The sequence below is a fragment of the Streptomyces sp. NPDC002643 genome, assembly GCF_053592555.1.
Genome location: NZ_JBSFVY010000017.1, coordinates 26240 through 42642, shown reverse-complemented (window position 1 = coordinate 42642; position 16403 = coordinate 26240). Strand labels below are relative to the sequence as shown.

The 16403-nt window shown below is 68.9% G+C and carries 14 protein-coding genes; 5 read left to right on the top strand and 9 right to left on the bottom strand.

Translation table 11 applies throughout. The features are described 5' to 3' along the window. Positions 1 to 175: 175 nt before the first annotated feature. Complete coding sequence (locus ACWD4G_RS25435; protein ID WP_003948568.1) at positions 176 to 787, bottom strand: response regulator transcription factor; 612 nt, start codon at positions 785 to 787, stop codon at positions 176 to 178. Positions 788 to 1188: 401 nt separating this feature from the next. On the opposite strand from ACWD4G_RS25435, the gene ACWD4G_RS25430 reads away from it, so the two are divergent. Continuing rightward, a complete protein-coding gene (locus ACWD4G_RS25430) occupies positions 1189 to 1518 on the top strand; it encodes a WhiB family transcriptional regulator (protein ID WP_451297139.1) in 330 nt (109 codons plus the stop codon). 68 nt (positions 1519 to 1586) lie between these two features. On the opposite strand, the gene ACWD4G_RS25425 is transcribed toward ACWD4G_RS25430, so the two are convergent. Next, a complete protein-coding gene (locus ACWD4G_RS25425; RefSeq protein WP_451297137.1) occupies positions 1587 to 2513 on the bottom strand; it encodes a LysR family transcriptional regulator in 927 nt (308 codons plus the stop codon). Positions 2514 to 2595: 82 nt separating this feature from the next. Here ACWD4G_RS25425 and ACWD4G_RS25420 point away from each other — a divergent pair, with 82 nt between their 5' ends. Then, positions 2596 to 3291: an MOSC domain-containing protein gene (locus ACWD4G_RS25420; RefSeq protein WP_451297135.1), complete on the top strand. Its 696-nt coding sequence runs from the start codon at positions 2596 to 2598 to the stop codon at positions 3289 to 3291. 81 nt (positions 3292 to 3372) lie between these two features. Continuing rightward, the gene (locus ACWD4G_RS25415) at positions 3373 to 4146 is read left to right on the top strand and encodes an SDR family NAD(P)-dependent oxidoreductase (protein ID WP_451297133.1); all 774 of its coding nucleotides are present in this window, start codon (positions 3373 to 3375) and stop codon (positions 4144 to 4146) included. A gap of 1 nt (position 4147) precedes the next feature. Here ACWD4G_RS25415 and ACWD4G_RS25410 read toward each other — a convergent pair whose 3' ends face one another. Then, a complete protein-coding gene (locus tag ACWD4G_RS25410; protein ID WP_451297131.1) occupies positions 4148 to 7645 on the bottom strand; it encodes a hypothetical protein in 3498 nt (1165 codons plus the stop codon). A gap of 136 nt (positions 7646 to 7781) precedes the next feature. On the opposite strand from ACWD4G_RS25410, the gene ACWD4G_RS25405 reads away from it, so the two are divergent. Further along, positions 7782 to 8489, top strand: coding sequence for an ester cyclase (locus ACWD4G_RS25405; RefSeq protein WP_451297129.1), 708 nt, complete (start codon positions 7782 to 7784; stop codon positions 8487 to 8489). A gap of 77 nt (positions 8490 to 8566) precedes the next feature. Here the strand turns inward: ACWD4G_RS25405 and groL are convergent, their stop codons facing one another. The 3 genes from groL to ACWD4G_RS25390 all read right to left on the bottom strand — a co-directional run bounded on the left by groL (position 8567) and on the right by ACWD4G_RS25390 (position 11768). Further along, positions 8567 to 10192 (bottom strand): chaperonin GroEL, encoded by a 1626-nt coding sequence (gene groL / locus ACWD4G_RS25400; RefSeq protein WP_451297127.1) that lies wholly within the window; start codon positions 10190 to 10192, stop codon positions 8567 to 8569. 129 nt (positions 10193 to 10321) lie between these two features. Further along, positions 10322 to 10630 carry a co-chaperone GroES gene (groES, locus tag ACWD4G_RS25395; RefSeq protein ID WP_381101379.1) on the bottom strand — a complete coding sequence of 103 codons (309 nt, stop codon included), beginning with the start codon at positions 10628 to 10630 and terminating at the stop codon, positions 10322 to 10324. A 268-nt stretch (positions 10631 to 10898) separates the two neighbouring features. Continuing rightward, complete coding sequence (locus ACWD4G_RS25390) at positions 10899 to 11768, bottom strand: polysaccharide deacetylase family protein (RefSeq protein WP_451297124.1); 870 nt, start codon at positions 11766 to 11768, stop codon at positions 10899 to 10901. A gap of 438 nt (positions 11769 to 12206) precedes the next feature. Between ACWD4G_RS25390 and ACWD4G_RS25385 the strand changes: the two genes are divergently transcribed. Further along, positions 12207 to 13406, top strand: coding sequence for a class I SAM-dependent methyltransferase (locus tag ACWD4G_RS25385; RefSeq protein WP_451297122.1), 1200 nt, complete (start codon positions 12207 to 12209; stop codon positions 13404 to 13406). A 65-nt stretch (positions 13407 to 13471) separates the two neighbouring features. Here the strand turns inward: ACWD4G_RS25385 and ACWD4G_RS25380 are convergent, their stop codons facing one another. From ACWD4G_RS25380 to ACWD4G_RS25370, 3 genes are all read right to left on the bottom strand, one after another. Next, complete coding sequence (locus tag ACWD4G_RS25380; protein ID WP_451297400.1) at positions 13472 to 14686, bottom strand: RNA polymerase sigma factor; 1215 nt, start codon at positions 14684 to 14686, stop codon at positions 13472 to 13474. A gap of 109 nt (positions 14687 to 14795) precedes the next feature. Further along, complete coding sequence (locus ACWD4G_RS25375) at positions 14796 to 15152, bottom strand: YciI family protein (RefSeq protein WP_451297120.1); 357 nt, start codon at positions 15150 to 15152, stop codon at positions 14796 to 14798. Between the two features lie 134 nt (positions 15153 to 15286). Beyond that, the gene (locus ACWD4G_RS25370) at positions 15287 to 16384 is read right to left on the bottom strand and encodes an LCP family protein (protein WP_451297118.1); all 1098 of its coding nucleotides are present in this window, start codon (positions 16382 to 16384) and stop codon (positions 15287 to 15289) included. Positions 16385 to 16403: the final 19 nt, after the last annotated feature.

Here is a 16403-nt window from a genome sequence, read left to right as displayed (position 1 = left end):
GGAAGTCATCTCCTGCGCCCTCCCCTCCCGCTTGTTCGACTGCTCCCCGAGGAACTCCACACATCAAGGATGCGGCATCCGCGGCGAAACGAGCAGCGGGCATCCGGCGAGCCGTGGTGCCACCCCCGCCCACCTGCTGGTAGGCGGGGATTCTCCTACCCCCGTGACGGCTCACTCAGCGAACCAGACCCCAGCGGAAGCCGAGCGCCACGGCGTGCGCGCGGTCCGAGGCGCCGAGCTTCTTGAACAGGCGCCGGGCGTGGGTCTTGACGGTGTCCTCGGAGAGGAACAGCTCGCGCCCGATCTCCGCGTTGGACCGGCCGTGGCTCATGCCCTCCAGGACCTGGATCTCCCGCGCGGTGAGTGTGGGCGCGGCGCCCATCTCGGCCGAGCGCAGCCGGCGCGGGGCGAGCCGCCAGGTGGGGTCGGCGAGGGCCTGCGTCACGGTGGCGCGCAGCTCCGCGCGGGAGGCGTCCTTGTGCAGATAGCCCCGGGCGCCGGCGGCGACGGCGAGGGCGACGCCGTCCAGGTCCTCGGCGACGGTGAGCATGATGATGCGCGCGCCGGGGTCGGCGGACAGCAGCCGCCGTACGGTCTCGACGCCGCCCAGACCGGGCATGCGTACGTCCATCAGAATCAGGTCCGAGCGGTCGGCCCCCCAGCGGCGGAGGACTTCCTCGCCGTTGGCCGCCGTGGTCACGCGCTCGACGCCGGGCACGGTCGCCACCGCGCGGCGCAGCGCCTCTCGGGCAAGCGGGGAGTCGTCGCAGACGAGGACGGATGTCATGACCGTCCTCCGCAGCTGATGCGCGTCACCTTGAGCCTCCAGGCTGGTACGAAATCGTCACCTGTGCGGTCGACACTCACGAGCGGACACGAACGCCTGCCCGAGCGCTTGTTGCTTCAACCGCCTCCGCCCGTCTCAACGACGGTCACTCGAAAGAGTTACGGGATGGCTGGTCACCTTCGGCACTCTACGTGAGGGCGTGGACACGGTGCAGACATGCACAACAGACCCTCAACGTTTCATCACAACCTATGCCCCATTCAGACGTTTTTGTTCCTCTTTGCTGGTGTCCGGGGCTAGATTCGCAATGAGTCATATTTTCATCTCCTTAGATGGTCGATGTACGGTCATGGGTACAGATGACCCGGTATCTGCCCGGAACAGCAACAAGGGGACACGTAATGGCAGATTTCTCCCGCCTTCCCGGACCGAACGCCGATCTGTGGGACTGGCAGCTCCTCGCGGCATGCCGAGGAGTCGACAGTTCGCTCTTCTTCCACCCTGAGGGAGAGCGCGGCGCGGCACGGAGCGCTCGCGAGAACTCGGCCAAAGAGGTCTGCATGAGGTGCCCCGTGCGCGCCCAGTGCGCGGCCCACGCCCTCGCGGTGCGCGAGCCGTACGGCGTGTGGGGCGGCCTGACCGAGGACGAACGCGAGGAACTGATGGGCAGGGCCCGCCACCGGCTGGTGACCGCGTCCGCGCCCGGTGGCGACGCCCCGTCAAACGACTGAACAACTGAAGGAACGTTTCTTCACTCGCCCTCTCGGGCGGGTCCACCGGGCCGGTCCATCGCGCCCGTCTATCGGACGGCGGCCTCGGTGAGTCGGTCCAGCGTCGCGGCGACCGCGGGGACCCGGGCCAGGTCGGGCAGGGTGAGGGCGACGATCTCGCGGCGTACCGCCGGTTCCACGGCGACCGCGCGCACCCCCTTGGGGCGTACGGACTCGATGGCCAGTTCCGGCAGGACGGCGACGCCGAGACCGGCGCCGACCAGGCCGACGACCGCCGGGTAGTCGTCGGTGGCGAAGTCGATACGGGGCGTGAATCCGGCGCTCTCGCAGACGCGCACCAACTGCCCCCGGCAGCGCGGGCACCCGGCGATCCAGGGTTCCCCGGCGAGTTCGCCGATGCCGATGGAGGGCGTACGGGCCAGCCGGTGCCCTTGGGGGACGAGGCCCACGAGCCGATCGGTGAGCAGGGGCCGTACGACCAGGTCGTCCCACTCCTTCTCGTCATCGTCGGCGTTTTCGGCGTTCTCGGCGCCCGTCGTGCCCTCGTAGCGGAAGGCGAGGGCGATGTCGCACTCGCCCTCGCGGAGCATCTCGACGGAGTGCGGCGGTTCGGCCTCCTCCAGGGAGACCCGGGTGCCGGGGTGGGCGGCGCGGAGGGCGGCCAGGGCGGTGGGGACGAGGGTGGAGCTGCCGCTGGGGAACGAGACCAGGCGTACGCGCCCGGCCCGCAGTCCGGCGATGGCGGCGACCTCCTCCTCGGCCGCGGTGAGCCCCGCGAGGATGCCGACCGCGTGCCGCACGAGCGCCTCGCCCGCCTCGGTCAGGCGCATCTCCCGGCCGCCGCGGACCAGCAACGGCGTACCCACGGATGTCTCCAGCGCCTTCATCTGCTGGCTGACGGCGGGCTGGGTGCAGCCGAGTTCGCGGCCGGCCGCCGAGAAGGAGCCGGTGGCGGCGACGGCGCGCAGGACGCGGAGATGACGGGCCTCGATCACGCCGTCGAGCATAAGTGCGGCTTGGGTGCGACGCCGAATAATGCGTCGACGCTTTGATGTCTGTCGGCCTAGCTTGCTGAGTATGAAGCTGCTGTCACTGAACGTCGGACGTCCCAGGACCGTCGACATTCCGGAGGAGTCGAAGCATGTGACGGGTATCGACAAACGGCCGGTGCAGGGGCCGCTGCGGGTGGCGGCGCCCGGGCCCAAGGGGGTCGGGGGCAGCGGGGTGGCCGGCGACGCGGTGTGCAACAGGGAGCATCACGGTGGGGACGACCAGGCCGTGTACGCGTTCGCCCGTGAGGATCTCGACGGCTGGGAGCGCGCGCTCGGCCGTACGCTGCCGAGCGGTTCCTTCGGGGAGAACCTCACCACCGAGGGCCTCGATGTCTCCGGTGCCCTGATCGGCGAGCGCTGGCGGATCGGCGCCGAGGTGATCCTGGAGGTCACCTGCGGTCGCGTCCCCTGTCTCAACTTCCAGCAGCACATCGGCGAGCGGGGCTGGGTCAGGCGTTTCACCCGGGAGGGCGCCCCCGGCGCGTATCTGCGGGTGATCAGGCCCGGCGAGATCAGCGCCGGCGACCCGATCGAGATCGTCCACCGCCCCGACCACGACATCACCGTCGCCCTGTCCTTCCGCGCCCTGATGGGCGAACGCGCCCTGCTGCCAAGGCTGTTGGCATCCGGGGAGGCGTTGCATCCGGAGTTGGCGGAGACGGCGCGGAAGTACGTGGCGGCACAGGGGGCCGAGGAGGTGAGGGGCGGGGCCGAGGAGTGACGCGGTGCGGCCGGCGGTGTCGGACGCCCCGCGCCCCGGCGGCACGCGGATCACCACAGTCCAGGTCACTACCCTTGCGCCATGACAACGGCTCTGATTACGGGATCGACCGCGGGGATCGGTGCCGCCTTCGCGCGGCGGCTGGCGGCGGACGGGCACGACCTGGTGCTGGTGGCGCGTGACTCCGGGCGGCTGCGGGAGCAGGCCACGGAGTTGCACGACCGGCACGGCATCGAGGCGGAGGTCCTGACGGCCGACCTCGCCACGGACCCCGGGATCGAGTCGGTCGGGAAACGCCTCGCCGACCGGAAGAACACGGTCGACCTGCTGATCAACAACGCGGGCTTCGGCAACAAGGGCCGTTATCTGGATGTCTCGATGGCCGATGAGCTGAAGATGCTCAAGGTGCACTGCGAGGCGGTCCTGCGGCTGACGTCCGCGGCGGCGGAGGGCATGCGGGAGCGCGGCCGGGGCGGGGTCGTCAACGTGGCGTCGGTCGCCGCGTTCCTGCCTCGCGGCACCTACGGCGCCTCCAAGGCGTGGGTCGTGCAGTTCACGCAGGGGGCGGCGCGGGACATGACGGGCAGCGGGGTACGGCTGATGGCGCTGTGCCCCGGCTTCGTCCGCACCGAGTTCCACGAGCGGGCCGGGATGGGCACCGACAACATCCCGAGCTGGATGTGGCTCGACGCCGACAAGCTGGTGGCATCCGCCCTGGACGACCTGGCCCGAGGCAAGACCGTCTCCATCCCCGACCCCCGCTACAAGGCCCTGATGGGCGTGGCGAAGGTGGTACCCCGTGGGCTGCTGGGCGGGGTCAGTTCGAAGGCGGGACGGAAGTACGGGCCGCAGTAGGTCACCTGTCGTCGCGGGAAGGCGCCCCTGCTGTGTCCGTGAGGGCGGTCTGTTCCTGTCGGTCCGGTCGGTGTGTGTTCCGAAGTGCGTCGATCGCGATGGTGGCCATGGTCGGGTCGATGCTCAGCAGCGCCGGGAGGCAGTCCGGCCACCGCCCGTGGTGGAGGGCCAGGGCCACATGGGTACGGGCCTTGGATGGTTTCGCAGCACGGGCAAGAGTGAGATACGCCCGTGCCGCATCCTTGCCGCTCGTGATCCTTTGAGCCAAGGACTCGGCTCGACCGAGTTCGCCATGACGTACGTACGCCTCCACTAGATCGGCCCGGGCTGCAGCCTGTGCGGAGGGGCCGAAGACTCTGTCCACGAGTGATTCGGCACGGGAGAACGCACCGAGCGCGACCATCGCGCGAACGAGGTCACTCACTTCCTCTCCGGTGGCCCGCCCACTCTCCACGATGACTTCCGCTTGCCCCAGCTGAATCCGGGCGGTCTCCGTGTCACCGGCGAGGATCAGTGCTCGGACCAGGCCGGCGGCAGCGCGTGTCGACGGCATCTTGGCGAGGGCCACGGCTTCCGCCAGATACTCCTTTGCCTCGGAGAACCGTCCGGCGGCCCACAGGTGGTACACGATCTCGGACAGGGCCCAGGCATCGTGCTGCGGTTCGGTATGCCCCCTGGCCAGGCCGACGGCTCGGTCGAAGTCTCCGGCAGCGGCGAGGGCCACAGCCACCAGGGCGGGCAGTCTGCTCCGGCTGAGCTTCAAAGGGATGCGCGCGACCCTCTCCGCGTCGTCGAACCTGCGAAAACCGATCATGGACTCGGCGATCTCGGCCCACATCCGCTCCTGGCTCCGGGGATCGCCGGCTCCGCGTGCCAGTGACTCAGCTCGTGACAGGAGGCCCGCTCCGGCAAGTGCCCGAACCAGCGGGACCTCCAACTCCCCACGCTCGGGCTGCCCGAGTACCCAACGGTCCAGCGTCGCCCCGAGACCTCGCCCGGCCTCTTCCAGCAGTAGCCGCGCTTCATCGACGAGCCCTGCTTCGGCCAACGCCCTGGCAATCACACAGACATCACGAACCCTCGCCCGGGTACTCACCGTTCGGCGAGCGAGTTCCTCGGCGCCAAGGAGAACCTCACGAGCTCGATCAGGTGACGCGCCCTCAGCCAGCTCGACGGAGACTCGAACCAGGGCATCGACAGAACCGTCCTCCTTGGCCAGTAGTCGGGCTATTTTCAGAGGCTCTTCCACTTGCCCGCCTCTGATCATGGCCAGGGAGATTTCGAGAAGGACCCGGGAGAGATTTTCATCCTCAGTGACCAGTCGGGCCACTCGAAACGCTGTGTCGATCTCACCGGCGCGACACAGGGTCACGGCAACAGCCGCAGCACCCACAGAAAGCTGAGGCCCATCGGGCAGTAATCGAAGCAATGCCCTGGCCTGACCGATGTCACCGTAACCGGCGATTTCTCCTACTACTCTCGAAACTAGCTCCGAGCGCCAGTCGTCCAGTATCACTGAATTGACGACGTCCAGCGCGGCGGCCACCTCCCCCGCTGCCGCCAACTCCCGGACCAGGTCTTCGTCCGACATATAGGACCGAATGGCGAGCGCATCCCGCACAAGGCTCCCGGCCCGATCCTCATGCTTCATACGATGACAAATTCCGGCCAGCCGGAAAAGCGCCCTCTTCCGCACAGCGGGCTCGACAGCGTTGCGAGCAATGGACTCCGCCTCGCTCAGCCTCGCGAGTTCTGCCAGTGCGCCGGCCATGTGGATCGGAGCCTCCTCGGCGATCCCCAAGATCTCCGCCATCGCCTGAACCTGTGCGATTTCCCCTGCTTTCACCATCGTATCGATGATTTGATGAGCGACGGCTGACGTTACTTTCGGGTCAACGAGATCCATCGCCAGTTCCCGGGCCCGCGCGAATTGTTCTGTCCGTACCAGGGCCACAACGATCCGCAAGAGGAGACGGTCCCTCGTAGCCTCGTCCGTTTCCTGGCGAGCAACGCCCTCGGCCTCGTCCAGGACTTTGACGGCCTCGGCACCGGCCAGTCGCTCGCCGACTCCGGCGAGCGCGAGCACCCGCTCGGCCCTGCCGGGAAAGCTCCGGGCAAGTTCCTCACCCCGCCTCCGCTCACCTATGCGCACCCACGCCACCGGTATCGCAGGTGTCACCTTCGAGATTCGTTCCTCGAGGGCACTCCGATGGATGGAAATCCTCAGCATGTCCTGAAGTCTCTCACCCCCCTCATCGATGATCAGACGGCTCGCCACATCGATTTCCGCCAGTGCGAGAGCATCGCTTCCCGAGAAATAAAGAAGTCGCTCATGCCGATCGTGATCCGCTGCACACACGGCCAATCGATCAACGTCTCGGTGCGCCTGCAGCATCTGAAAATAGCCGCGGAGCAAATAATCGGGCGTATGGGGAGGCCAAGACCTTCTCCGATACTCATCGCACCAGCGATGAATCAGCTGACGATACGAGTCGATGACCGCAGCCCCGAGAATTTCTGTCGCCTGCTCCTGGATCTCCTCGTGCGCCAGCAGGTATACACCGTGCCCCGAACTCCCCTCGGGAGACGCTTCACGCATTGCGAAGGTCCTGCCCGCTCTCGTCCGGAGAATATCCTGTACGTGATAGGGGCTTTCTCCGGAAAGGTCGGCCAGGTCGGAGACGGCCAATCCGCCTTCGGCAGCAACCACGAAGCCCAGAAGATCACGGGCCACGCTGCTCTCAGCCAGGCATGCCTTCAACTCTCGCTCCGCTTCCGCGCGGATTGCCTGAGCATAGGGGGACGGAGTGAGCTGACGTAGATTCCGCTGATCTCGAATCGGATGGTCATGCGACACGTCGCTGGGAAGGGGTGGATTGAGACGACCGGACACAATGACACGGAGACCGAACTCCGGTCGGCTCGGCAGAATGCCCGCGATGCTGTGGGCAGCCGGACCCGTGGTCACACCTCGGTCCTCGTCCAAACCGTCGACCAACAGAACCAGCCGTTCCCCCCGTTCTTCGCACACGCGCGCGGCCTGGCCGTACATGCGCAGCAGATGTGCGTCGCGCGTCGCTTCCGTCAGATGCGCCGGAATACTGTCCCCGGCCAGTTCAGCGAGTTGCTCAAGGACCACATCGGCATAGGCCACCACGTCGTTCTGTGCTCGCGACCTCGCGGTCACGAAGAACGGAACGATTCGCACCTTCGGGGGCGGATGGAGAGCGAACCAGGACAACAGCGCGGTCTTGCCCGCCCACGCACCGGCTCGCCACCATCCGTAAGCGAGACCGGGATCGTCGTCCTGCTGACAGAACTCAGCCAGTTCGCATAGCTCCCGCTCTCTGCCGAGGAGTTCCGCCGGGGCGATCCGACGCACCTGCTCCCAGTAGGCCGACCGAACCCTTGGGGCCAATGACACATGGTTGTTGTCACCCGTGATCGCCAGCCCGATGTCCCGCCCCGCCGAGACGGACTGCTCCCCGCGCGCATGCATGACGCCATGGTGACAAGCCCGGATGCGTTTGTCTGCACGCCGTCAAGGCTGCTCGGGCTGAAGGCGACCCTGACCCCCCGGTGGGACAATGAAGCTGTTCAACCGGACCTAAGGGGGGCCGGGAGGCGACGGCGTTATGACCTTTGTGCAGCTCATCGACTGTAGGACCAGTCGGTTCGACGAGATGAACCGGCTGATGGACAGGTGGGTCGAGCAGACCAAGGGGAAGCGGACCGCGACGCACAACATGATCGGGAAGGACCGGGGCGACTCGGCGCACTTCGTGGAGATCGTGGAGTTTCCCTCGTACGAGGAAGCGATGCGGAATTCCAAGCTTCCGGAGACCGATCGGATCTTCCAGGAGATGGTCGCGCTCTGCGACGCGATGCCGACGTTCACGGATCTGGATGTCGTGCGGGACGAGCAGTTGTACGCGGACAACTCACGCAGGTTCTTCGAGGCGCTGGGCGCCAAGGGCGAGCTGCCGCCACTCGACGGCCTGGTCATCGAGGACTATCACAACCACGATCCGGCCACTCCACAGGACGCCATCGGTATGGACGCGATGAGGCGCGAGGTCGGGATGTGGCGGGGCGGGTTCGACTTCTCGTTCACGATCGAGGATCAGTTCGCGCAGGGTGACCGGGTGTGCACCCGGTGGACCTGGAACGCGACGCACAAGGGCGAGTTCCTCGGGATCGCGTCCACCGGGAAGAAGGTCTCCATGACCGGGACCACCGTCCACCGGTACACGGCGGACGGGAAGATCGCCGAGGGCTGGTGGCAGTACGACCGACTCGGGCTGATGGGGCAGTTGGGGGCCCTGGAGGGGCTGGAGCGGTGACGCGGTGACGACGCGGTGAGGCCCGGCACCCCCCGAGGGGTGCCGGGCCTCAAGCGCGGCTTGCCGACGTGTGTACGTCAGTGGGCGTGGCCGTGGCCGTGACCAGCGGCGGCCGGCTCCTCCTCTTCCTTCTTCTCGACGACCAGGGTCTCGGTCGTGAGGAGGAGGGAGGCGATGGAGGCGGCGTTCTCCAGGGCGGAGCGGGTGACCTTGACCGGGTCGATGACACCGGCCTTGACCAGGTCGCCGTACTCGCCGGTGGCGGCGTTGTAGCCGTTGCCCTTGTCCAGCTCGGCGACCTTGGAGACGATGACGTAGCCCTCAAGGCCCGCGTTCTCGGCGATCCAGCGCAGCGGCTCGACCGCGGCGCGGCGGACGACGGAGACACCGGTGGCCTCGTCGCCGGACTTGCCGAGGTTGTCCTCCAGGACCTTCACGGCGTGGACCAGCGCGGAGCCACCACCGGAGACGATGCCCTCCTCGACCGCGGCGCGGGTCGCGGAGATGGCGTCCTCCAGACGGTGCTTCTTCTCCTTCAGCTCCACCTCGGTGGCGGCGCCGACCTTGATCACGCACACGCCGCCGGCCAGCTTCGCGAGGCGCTCCTGGAGCTTCTCGCGGTCCCAGTCGGAGTCGGTGTTCTCGATCTCGGCCTTGATCTGGGCGACGCGGCCCACGACGTCCTCGGAGTTGCCGGCGCCGTCGACGATCGTCGTGTCGTCCTTGGTGACCGTGATACGCCGGGCGGAGCCCAGCACGTCCAGGCCGACCTGGTCGAGCTTGAGGCCGACCTCCTCGGAGATGACGGTGGCGCCGGTGAGGACGGCCATGTCCTGCAGCATCGCCTTGCGGCGGTCACCGAAGCCGGGGGCCTTGACCGCGACCGCGTTGAACGTGCCACGGATCTTGTTGACCACCAGCGTCGACAGGGCCTCGCCCTCGACGTCCTCGGCGATGATCAGCAGCGGCTTGGAGGCACCGGCCTGGATGACCTTCTCCAGCAGCGGCAGCAGGTCCTGGATGGAGGAGATCTTGCCCTGGTTGATGAGGATGTAGGGGTCCTCCAGGACGGCCTCCATGCGCTCCTGGTCCGTCACGAAGTACGGCGACAGGTAGCCCTTATCGAAGGCCATGCCCTCGGTGAAGTCCAGCTCCAGACCGAAGGTGTTGGACTCCTCGACGGTGATGACACCGTCCTTGCCGACCTTGTCCATCGCCTCGGCGATCAGCTCGCCGACCTGCTGGTCCTGGGCGGACAGCGCGGCGACGGCGGCGATGTCGGACTTCTCGTCGATCGGACGGGCCGAGGCGAGCAGGTCCTCCGACACGGCGGCGACGGCGGCGTCGATGCCCTTCTTCAGGGCGGCCGGGGAGGCACCCGCGGCGACGTTCTTCAGGCCCTCGCGCACCAGCGCCTGGGCGAGCACGGTGGCGGTGGTCGTACCGTCACCCGCGATGTCGTTGGTCTTGGTCGCCACCTCCTTCACCAGCTGCGCGCCGAGGTTCTCGTACGGGTCCTCGATCTCGACCTCGCGGGCGATCGTGACACCGTCGTTGGTGATGGTGGGGGCACCGAACTTCTTGTCGATGACGACGTTGCGACCCTTGGGGCCGATCGTCACCTTGACCGTGTCGGCCAGCTTGTTGACGCCGCGCTCCAGGGCGCGACGGGCGTCCTCGTCGAACTTCAGGATCTTCGCCATGACAGCGGGAGCCCTCTCGGAAATCTGTGGGCGGAAAGCTATGGGTGGAAAGACACTGCGCCCCGGACGCCCGGCTTCTCAGTGGTCGCGGGGGCCAGGGGCGCAGCTCGAAAAAACTCTGAGGTGGTCTTACTTCTCGATGATCGCGAGCACGTCGCGAGCCGAGAGGACGAGGTACTCGTCGCCGTTGTACTTCACCTCGGTGCCGCCGTACTTGCTGTACAGGACGATGTCGCCGACCTGGACGTCGAGCGGCAGGCGCTCGCCGTTCTCGAACCGGCCCGGGCCCACGGCGAGGACGGCGCCCTCCTGGGGCTTCTCCTTCGCGGTGTCCGGGATGACCAGGCCGGAGGCCGTGGTCTGCTCGGCGTCGAGCGGCTGGACCACGATGCGGTCCTCAAGCGGCTTGATGGCAACCTTGGAGCTGGCGGTCGTCACGATCCGACCTCCCCCTTCGGAGATCTCACGGGGTTAACTGTCTGAGGTGGCGACCAGGTCGATCCGTCGTCGCGGGTGCCGGACCTGCCCGTCGCGTTGTTGGCACTCTCCAGGGGTGAGTGCCAGACCTGAGACTATGACCGTGATTAGCACTCGGTCAAGCGGACTGCTAATCGAGTACGAACGGCGCGGCGCCGGGGGCGGCGTGAGCGGGGGTGCCGGGGGGTGCCGGGTGTGGGGTGAGCGGGGGCTCCGGGGGCGGCGCGGTTCAGTTCAGGTAGTCCTCCAGGCGCCCCACCGTGAGCCCCTGTTCCTGGATGCGGCGCAGCAGCCTCGTCGTCGTCTCGGCCGGGGAGTGGGGGAGGGCCAAGAGGATGTCACCGGGGTGGAGGCCGGTGGCCGGTGTCGACGCGCGCCACAGGACGACCGCCTCGATGCCGCAGTCGGCGGCGGCGCGGAGCGTGGTGGTGTCGTAGACGCCGTACGGCGGCCGGAAGAGGGTCGGGCGGACGCCGAAGCGCTGCTTGAGCTTGTTCTGCTGGCCGCAGATCTCGGCGCGCTGCCCGGCGTACGGCAGACCGCGCAGGGCGGTGTGGTCGAGGGTGTGGTTCTGGACACTCGCCCCGACCGCGCGCAGCCGGGCGAAGTGCGCGTACCCGGGCCCGACGACGCTGTCCGTGAGGAACACGCTCACCGGAAGCCGCAGTTCACGGACCATGTCGACAAACCTCGGGTCCTTCTCGACCCCGTCGTCGTACGTCAGGAACACCACCTTGTCGCGGGTGGGGACGTGGTCGACGACGGGCGGCAGCCCCGGGCCGGCGCCGCGCGGCATCGGCGGCCGGTGCGGGGTTGCGGGCGCGGGGGCGAGGGGGGCGGCGAGTCCCCAGCGGCGGTACGGGGGTGGGGAGGCGGCGGCGTCCGGGAAGGGGTGGGGCGTCGTGTAGGGGTGGGCGGGGGCGTCATCGGGGCGGCCCGCCGCGTCACCGCTGACCGTGTCCTGACCGGCCGTGTCGGGGCGGGCTCGGGCATCCGGGCGGGCTCGCGCATCCGGATGGGTGGCGCAGCCGGGGAGCGCGGCGGTGAGGAGCGCGGTGGCGGCCAACGCGCTCAGCGTCAGGGCGCGCACGCGGTTCACGCCCGGCTCGCGGGTCGTACGCGGTTCATGCCCGGCTCGCGGGTCGTACGCGGTTCACGCCCAGCTCGTGGGTCGTACGCGCCCCGCGCGCCCTCACAGGCGCGGCGCCTGGGGCCGAGGCCGGGCGGGAGCGGGGTGCGCTTCCCGGCGCCGACAGCGTGCCGCTCTCTTCGGGGCGGGCGCCGCCCCAGCGGCACGATTGCCCGCAGCTACGACGGCTCCGGCGCTCCCCCACATGCCGCTCCCCGCCTCGGTACTCGTCCGCACGGCGCACCCCGCCCCGACGCTCTCCCGAAAGGCATTCACCCATTTCCCACTCAATCCATCATCTTGTCGTACAAGTCGCATGGCGCCGCATCCTCGCAGCCCGCCCCCTCCCCACCGCCCCGACACCGCCACCATGGGCGCACCATCCACCGACTGGCCCACAATGGCCCGGTGAACGACCTGGACCCCACCGCCTCCCTCACCTCCCTCCTCACCCCGGAGGGCCGTGCCCTGCTCGACGAGGTGCGCGGGGTCGAACCGGCGCGGGAGTTGGCGGTGGCGACCCGGTTGCGGCGGGAGCACCCGGCGGAGCTGGTGTCGGCGGCGATGGGGCAGGCGCGGCTGCGGCAGCGGGCGGTGGCGAAGTTCGGGGCGGCGGACGCCGAGCGGATGTTCTTCACGCCGAACGGGGTCGAACAGTCGACCAGGGCGAGCGTGGCCACGTACCGCGCCGAGTGCTTCGAGGCGCTCGGCGTACGCTCCGTCGCCGACCTGTGCTGCGGGATCGGCGGTGACGCGATCGCGTTCGCACGCGCCGGTATCCGTGTCCTGGCCGTCGACCGGGACCCGCTGACGGCGGCGGTGGCCCGCGCCAACGCCGACGCGCTCGGCCTCGCCGATCTGATCGAGGTGCGCGAGGCGGATGTGACGGAGGTGGACACGGCCGGATACGACGCGGTCTTCGTGGACCCGGCCCGGCGTTCCTCCAGGCGCGGCCGGATCTTCGACCCCGAGGCGTACTCCCCGCCGCTGTCCTGGGCCGTGTCGGCCGCGCTCAAGGCACCGCTCGGCGCGCTGAAGATCGCCCCCGGCATCCCGCACGAGGCGATCCCGGCGGAGGCCGAGGCCGAGTGGATCTCGGACGGCGGTGATGTGAAGGAGGCCGTGCTGTGGTTCCGGGAGGGCGGGACACCGGGCGCGCGGCGGGCGATGCTGCTCCCCTCGGGCGCCGGTGTCGCGGCCACGCCCGCGACCGCGCTGCCCGACCCCCCGGTCCGTGCCGTCGGGCGGTATCTGTACGAACCGGATGGCGCCGTCATCCGCGCCCACCTGGTCGCCGAGGTCGCCGAGGACCTGGCGGGCGGCCTGATCGACCCGACCATCGCGTACATCACCGCCGACGCCCACCACGTCACCCCGTACGCCACCGCCTACGAGATCACCGATCAACTCCCCTTCAACGTCAAGAAGTTGAAGGCCCTGCTGAGGGAGCGGGAGGTGGGGGTGCTGACGGTGAAGAAGCGGGGTTCGGCCGTGGAGCCGGAGGAACTGCGGAAGAAGGTGAAACCACAGGGGCCCAATGCGGCGACGGTGTTCCTGACGCGCGTGGCCGGGGCCCCGACGATGCTGATCGGCCACCCGGCCCGGTGACACCGCCGGGGCTCGGTGCGGGGCGGCGCGCGCGTCGGCGCCGAGGCCGGCCCCCTCCCCCGAGTTCACTCCCCGTCAGCCGACTCCGCCCGCTCCAGCAGCAGCTGCCGCTCGCGCTCGTTCCGCGCCAGCCCGGCCGCTCGTACGAACTCGGCGCGGGCCTCCGCCGTACGGCCCAGCCGTCGCAGCAAATCGCCCCGCACGCTCGGCAGCAAGTGGTAGTCGCGGAGGGCGGGGTCGGTGGCGAGGCGGTCGACGATCTCCAGGGCGGGTGCCGGGCCCTCGGCCATCGAGACGGCGACCGCGCGGTTGAGTTCGACGACGGGTGACGGGGAGCGGGCCGCCAGCAGGGCGTACAGGGTGGCGATCCTCGGCCAGTCGGTCTCCTCGTAGGTGTACGCCTGGGCGTGGCACGCGGCGATGGCGGCCTGGAGGGCGTACGGGCCGGGGGCGCCCGGGGAGAGGGCGCTCGCGCGGCCGAGGGCGGTGAAGCCACGGGCGATGAGGAGGCGGTTCCAGCGGCGGCGGTCCTGGTCCTTGAGCAGCACCGGTTCCCCGCAGGGGCCGGTCCGGGCGGCGGAACGGGACGCCTGAAGCTCCAGCAACGCCACCAGCCCGTGCGCCTCCGCCTCCTTCGGCATCAACTGGGCCAGCACCCGCGCCAGCCGCAGCGCGTCCTCGCACAGTGCGGGGCGCAGGAGATCGTCGCCGACGGTGGCCGCGTACCCCTCGTTGAAGATCAGATAGATGACCTCCAGTACGGAACCCAGCCGGGCCTCGCGGTCGGGGCCGTAGGGGACCTCGAAGGGGACTTTCTTGCTGGCGAGGGTGCGTTTGGCGCGCACGATCCGCTGGGCGACGGTCGCTTCCGGGGCGAGGAAGGCGCGGGCGATCTCGGGTGTCGTCAGGCCGCCGAGGAGGCGGAGGGTGAGGGCGATCCGGGCCTCGGCGGAGAGCACCGGGTGGCAGGCGGTGAAGACGAGCCGGAGCAGGTCGTCGTCGATGTCGTCGGGGTCGGACGGCTCGTCCCAGTGATGCGGGTCCGCCTCCAGTTCCCGGCCGACCTCGACCAGCTTCCGCGCGTACCGCTCCCGCCGTCGTACGAGGTCGACGGCCCGGCGTTTGGCGGTGGCCGTCAGCCAGGCCCCGGGGTTGTCCGGCACCCCCTCCCCCGGCCACTGTTCGAGCGCCGCGACCAGCGCGTCCTGCGCCAGTTCCTCCGCGATCCCGACATCCCGCACGATCCGCGCGACACCGGCGATGATCCGGGGCGACTCCATACGGAAGACGGTCTCGATGGCGGCGGCTGTGGTGGGCTGCGGTGTCACAGCCCACCATTCGACACCCGTACGGGTCTCAGGGCCAACGACCCCACGGGGTTCAGGGCCGTCAGCCCTCCTGGATCTCCCGCACCTCGCACGTCACCGTCCAGTGCTCCTCGTGCACCTTCAGGAACCGCTTGGACCACTCGACGGCCTCGGCCATGTCCTTGCACTGCATCAGGGCATAGCCGCCCACGACCTCCTTGGTCTCGGTGAACGGCCCATCGGTGACCGACAGCTCACCGCCCTCCCAGCGCACCCGCTTCCCCTGCGCGGTAGGCATCAGCCCGGCGGTGTCGAGCATGACCCCGGCCTTGGTGATCTCCTCCAGCAGATCCCCCATCCGCTGCATCAGCTCAGGGCTCGGCCCCTCGGCGGGCATGGTGGACTCGTCGATCCTGACCATCGACAGATAGCGCGGCATGGTGACTCCAAGTACTCGGGTGGCCGGGGCTTCTCCCCGCCTCTCACCCATACGTCGAACGAACACCACCGGAATCGACAGCCGCGCCGAAGTTCCTCGAAGATTTTTTGGAACGCCCGTCAGCTCGTTTCAGCTCACTTCAACGACTCCCACAGCTCGCTCGCCTCCGGCTCGTTCGCGACCACGCGGTTGCTGTCCGAGGGGGACGGGACCACCGGCATGGTCACCGTCCTCGTCTCGGTCGAGGACAGGTCCTTCAGACTTTCGGCGAAGGTCATCAGTTCGGTGAGGGAGTCCAGGCCGGTGTCGGTGGTGAGGCTGTCGGTGATGGCGTCGGCGGTTTTGTAGAGCTTGGTGGGGCTGGTGAGGAGGCTGGTCGAGGTGATCTGGTCCAGCAACGCCTTCACCAGTTGCTGCTGGAGGGTTATGCGGCCCAGATCGCTGCCGTCGCCCACACCGTGCCGGGTGCGGGCCAGGGCCAGCGCCTGTTCGCCGTCCAGGTGGTGGGTGCCGGCGTCCAGGGTCAGATGGCTGTCCTCGTCGTCGATGTCCTCGTCCGTGGTGACCGTTACGCCGCCCAGCGCGTCGACCAGCTTCGCGAAGCCCGAGAAGTCGATCTCGATGTAGTGGTCCATGCGGACGTTCGTCATCGATTCGACGGTTTTCACGGCACACACCGCGCCGCCCACCGCGTACGCGCTGTTGAACATCACGTTGTACGCCGTCCGCGTCGAGCCGCCGGACTCCAGCGGGCAGGACGGGCGGGTGACCAGGGTGTCGCGGGGGATGCTGACGACCGTCGCCTCTGTGCGGCCCTCGTCGATGTGGACGACCATCGCCGTGTCCGAACGGGCGCCCGAGTCCTCACCGCCACCGCCGAGTTCGGCGTTCTCCTCGCCGCTGCGGGAGTCCGAGCCGAGGACGAGGATGTTCAACGCGCCGCTGGGCAACGACTCGGTGGTGGTGGCGGAGGAGGAAGAAGAGGTCGAAGGCGAGGTCGTCGACCGGAGTTTCGCGGGGCGGTTGTCGCCGAGGGCGGCGTTGATGTCGACGCTCGTGATGTTGTCGTTGAGCCGCCAGAACGCCAGGCCCGCCCCGCCCGCGCCGAGTACGAGGACGCCGGCGAGTGTGACTCCGATGACCTTCAGCCACCGTGACCGTCCGCCCGCGCCCCCGTTGCCGTCGTTGTCGTCCTCGCCCCCGTACTCGCTTTCTTCACCAGTCACACACATGAACGTACGTCCGAATTGT

What these genes read in the sequence shown, in the direction of transcription:
- ACWD4G_RS25380 (WP_451297400.1), bottom strand. Translation starts at nt 14,686, where the DNA reads ATGGAGTCGCCCCGGATCATCGCCGGTGTCGCGCGGATCGTGCGGGAT.
- ACWD4G_RS25370 (WP_451297118.1), bottom strand. Translation starts at nt 16,384, where the DNA reads ATGTGTGTGACTGGTGAAGAAAGCGAGTACGGGGGCGAGGACGACAAC.
- ACWD4G_RS25405 (WP_451297129.1), top strand. Translation starts at nt 7,782, where the DNA reads ATGACCTTTGTGCAGCTCATCGACTGTAGGACCAGTCGGTTCGACGAG.
- groL (WP_451297127.1), bottom strand. Translation starts at nt 10,192, where the DNA reads ATGGCGAAGATCCTGAAGTTCGACGAGGACGCCCGTCGCGCCCTGGAG.
- ACWD4G_RS25420 (WP_451297135.1), top strand. Translation starts at nt 2,596, where the DNA reads ATGAAGCTGCTGTCACTGAACGTCGGACGTCCCAGGACCGTCGACATT.
- ACWD4G_RS25430 (WP_451297139.1), top strand. Translation starts at nt 1,189, where the DNA reads ATGGCAGATTTCTCCCGCCTTCCCGGACCGAACGCCGATCTGTGGGAC.
- ACWD4G_RS25435 (WP_003948568.1), bottom strand. Translation starts at nt 787, where the DNA reads ATGACATCCGTCCTCGTCTGCGACGACTCCCCGCTTGCCCGAGAGGCG.
- ACWD4G_RS25410 (WP_451297131.1), bottom strand. Translation starts at nt 7,645, where the DNA reads ATGCATGCGCGCGGGGAGCAGTCCGTCTCGGCGGGGCGGGACATCGGG.
- ACWD4G_RS25375 (WP_451297120.1), bottom strand. Translation starts at nt 15,152, where the DNA reads ATGCCGCGCTATCTGTCGATGGTCAGGATCGACGAGTCCACCATGCCC.
- ACWD4G_RS25415 (WP_451297133.1), top strand. Translation starts at nt 3,373, where the DNA reads ATGACAACGGCTCTGATTACGGGATCGACCGCGGGGATCGGTGCCGCC.